Source organism: Arthrobacter sp. R4, assembly GCF_051365025.1.
GTDB lineage: Bacteria > Actinomycetota > Actinomycetes > Actinomycetales > Micrococcaceae > Arthrobacter.
In genome coordinates this window covers 1-2,031 of record NZ_JBLWIJ010000025.1, presented here as the reverse complement: position 1 = coordinate 2,031, position 2,031 = coordinate 1, and the positions used below count along the sequence as shown (strand labels likewise).

Genomic DNA, 2,031 nt, shown 5'->3' with positions numbered 1-2,031 from the left:
AATCCGAAGGACAGCAACCAGAAAACGTCGTAGACAAAAGGCATGGGCGCGGCGGAGCTCTGCGACGCCGGGACCAGGCCCAACAGCCGGCCGCGCCAGCGGACGCCCAAAGGGATGCGAGTTCTGCGAGCATGCACGACACCGGGCGCCGGAGCTGCCCCCTGGTTGTGTCGGGACCCTGGCGCGTCTTAAGAGCGGAGAGGCCGGCACCTGGTGGGGTTGCCGGCCTCTGCCGTTTTTCCTCTGCAAGGAAATTTTGGGATGCAGCGCCATCGCTGCAGTGTTTTAGATGCTACCGGGTTCCTGTTCCCAGGAGATGTTGACCGGGCCGGTAGGTTCGCCGGCGGTGAGCAGCAGCAGCTCGGCTGCTTCTTCTGCGGGGCTGGTGTCGGGAGCCGGCTGGTCGGCTTCGGTCCGAATGTATCCGGTGGCCATGCTTGCGTGCTCCCCTAGTCGTGACTGTGGCTTCGTATTTCACTGTAGTCAGGGTTTCTGCACGTTTGCTGATGACTGGCTGCGCCCGCGTGAGCGTGTCATGGCGGCCGGAGGAGCGCCAGCGGGGGAGGCCGCCCCGCTACCGGCAAGAGGTGGGCCGGAACGGATTGGTGATCCGTTCCGGCCCTTTTTGCTCTGGCCTAGATGATCTTGCGACGGTAGGACGTTGTGGAGTCCCGGGCTACCTCTGCGATGTATCCGCGGCCCATCAGTTCGCGGAGCAGGACGGCGAGCCGGAAGTGTTCGACGTCAGAAGCTGCGAGCTTCAGGTACCGGTCAGCTTGGGTACCTTGGCCTTTGAGCCATTCCAGCCAGCCCATCAGGGTCAGCATAGGTGCTCGCTGTCCCGGGGGTACTGCTTTCATCAGGTCATACGCGAGGGCTTCGGCCCGGTCCACGCGTTCCCAGTCGGGTCGGCCGCTGAACTTGCCCAGCATCACGTCGCCAAAGTTGCCGTTCTGCGTGGTGATGGTTTCGCAGAACAGGTAGTCGCGGATCATCTTGTGCTGGAACGCTCCCGCGAGCTCCCGCACGGTTTCGGCGTCGGGGGTTTCGGTGCCGTCCAGCGCTGCGGCCCATGCGGTGCACGCGGCGGCACGGTCCTCCTCGCTGCCTGCCGGGGCCTGAACCCGCAGTGCCCAGGTTCCCAACAGTGCCGGGTTGTAAACGTCTACGTCCTTGGCACTGCCGTGGTAAACCAGCGTGGCGTTCGCTTTGCTGTCGCGGATCTCATCGAGCGAGCTCTGGACGTCCGTCCCGAACTCGGTCCAGTAGCTGGAGGTCACCAGCCAGACGTTACGCACGGGCATCCGGGCCACGGCCAGCTCGTTCACCAGCGCGGCCACGTGAGCGGCGTAGGGGTAGTTATCGAGGTCCTCGTCGCTGTAGAGAACGACATAGCATGCGGTGGCTTCCTCGTCGTTGGCCGCGTAGCTGGTGAGCGTTTGTGCGTAGTTCATCGGTTCAATATGGGCCGGTGCGTCTACGCGGACGGTCGCGCCGAGGGCACCTCCCCGGGCGGTGAGGATCACGAAGGACTCCGTGGGAGTCCGTCCCAGAAGGTGGGCGATGGTGGCCAGCAGGTCTGCGGGACCGGAGAGGTTGAGCTTTTCAGTCATGATTGTTTGTCCTTTGCAGAGGATTTGGGTGGGTGGGGCGACCAATGGTGACCGGCCAGCTCCCCTCTCCCCCGTTGTTTTTTGGTTGCTGGCAAGCTTGCTTGCTTGGCGGCCGACGTAGGCCTGTCTACCCTTTGGGCAAGGACCGAAAAATCTTGCGGGATCCGAGCTGGCGAGGATCCCAGCTGAAGAATTTTCGGGCCGCAGGCCCCGACGCAGGAGGGGCTAGAAGGGGTGGAGCGGACGCCTACAATCCGAAGGACAGCAACCAGAAAACGTCGTAGACAAAAGGCATGGGCGCGGCGGAGCTCTGCGACGCCGGGACCAGGCCCAACAGCCGGCCGCGCCAGCGGACGCCCATGATGGTGAGCCCTGGCGAACCGTCCTTTGAACCCGTCGCCCCGATATCCCACAGTAA

The 2,031-nt window shown here is 63.8% G+C and carries 2 protein-coding genes; both read right to left on the bottom strand.

Features of this window, described 5'->3' with window-relative positions; all coding sequences use genetic code 11:
• Positions 1-285: 285 nt before the first annotated feature.
• Entirely contained in the window at positions 286-435 is a 150-nt protein-coding gene (locus ACLKOZ_RS16035; RefSeq protein WP_436476464.1) for a hypothetical protein, read from the bottom strand.
• Between the two features lie 200 nt (positions 436-635).
• Positions 636-1,613, bottom strand: a complete 978-nt coding sequence (locus tag ACLKOZ_RS16030) for a DUF4192 family protein (protein ID WP_436476462.1) — start codon at positions 1,611-1,613, stop codon at positions 636-638.
• Between the last annotated feature and the right edge of the window lie 418 nt (positions 1,614-2,031).